At 76.7% G+C, this 1,339-nt stretch carries 1 protein-coding gene; it reads left to right on the forward strand.

Features of this window, described 5'->3' with window-relative positions; translation table 11 throughout:
- The coding region (locus tag G5C65_RS37315) for a condensation domain-containing protein (RefSeq protein WP_241266341.1) at positions 1-1,339 on the forward strand (1,339 nt) is incomplete at both ends.

The following is a 1,339-nucleotide window of genomic DNA, read 5'->3' on the forward strand; positions in this document are numbered from 1 at the left end:
GGTCTGCTCCCCCTGACCCGCGCCCAGGTGGGAATCTGGAACGCGCAGCGTCTGGAGCCGGACTCGCCCTACTACCTGGTCGGCGACGTGGTGGAGATATCCGGCGGCGAGTACGTCGACGCCGACGCGCTCGCCGAGGCGGTCCGGGCCACCACCGAGGAAGCCGAGACCCTGCGGCTGCGGGTGTACGACACTCCGGACGGGCCGCGCCAGGCGGTCAGCGACGAGCCGGTCCTGCGGCCCGAGGTGGTCGACGTCAGCGGCGAGGCCGACCCCGCGGCCGCGGCCCGCGCGCTCGTCGACGCCGAGCGGGTCCGGGCGGCCGGAGCGTGCCGGGGGATGGTGGACCGGCCGCTGTACGCACGCACCGTCATCCGGCTGTCCGACCACGAGGTCTGGTACACGCAGCTCGGCCACCATCTGGTCTTCGACGGCTACACCGCCGCGATGCTCGCCCGCCGCACCGCCGCCCGCTACACGGCCCTGGTACGGGGGACCGAGCCGCCGCCGTCGAGCTTCGGCGCGTTCGCGGACCTCGTCGCCGCCGACCGCGCCTACCTGGACAGCGACCGGTCCGCCGAGGACCGCGCGTACTGGGTCGACCGGTTCACCCCGCTGCCCGACCTCGGCGACGCGGACGCCGCCGCCGGGGCGCCCGACCGCACCCTGACCGCCCGCGCCGTCGTCCCGCCCGACGAGACGGCCCGGCTGCGCGCGTTCGCCGACCGGGAGGGCGTCACCTGGGGTGAGGCGCTGATCGCCGGGTACGCCGCGTTCCTGCACCGCGTGCTGGGCCGCACCGACGTGGTGTTCGCGCTGCCGCTGATGTGCCGGACGGGCTCGGCCGAGCTGCGCACCCCCGCCATGGCGGTCAACGTGCTGCCGCTGCGGGTGGCCGTGCACGGCGCGGACGGACTCGGCCGGCTGAGCGGCCGGGTCGCCGCCGCCCTGCGCGAGATGCGCGACCACCAGCGGTACCGGGGCGAGGACCTGCCGCGGGACCTCGGCGTGCCCGGCGCTGGCGGGCTGCTGCACGGCCGCGGGATCAACCTCAAGGCGTTCGACCTGGCGGTCGACTTCGCCGGGGCCACCGGGGTGATGCGCAACGTCGCGGGCGGCCCGCCGGAGGACATGGGCCTGAGCGTGCTGCCGACCCGCGACGGCGGGCTGCTGCTCGGCTTCGAGGTCGACGCCCGCACCAGCGACCAGGCCGCGGTCGACAGCAAGCTGTCCGGGCTGCGGGCCCTGCTGGCGGGGCTGCTCGACGGCCTGCCCGTCGGGCGGGTCGCCCTGGCCGGCGACGTGGACCGGCAGCTGGCCGACTGGTCCCCGGCCTCTC

Origin of the sequence: Streptomyces boncukensis (assembly GCF_011045075.1) — a bacterium.
Lineage (GTDB): Bacteria > Actinomycetota > Actinomycetes > Streptomycetales > Streptomycetaceae > Streptomyces > Streptomyces boncukensis.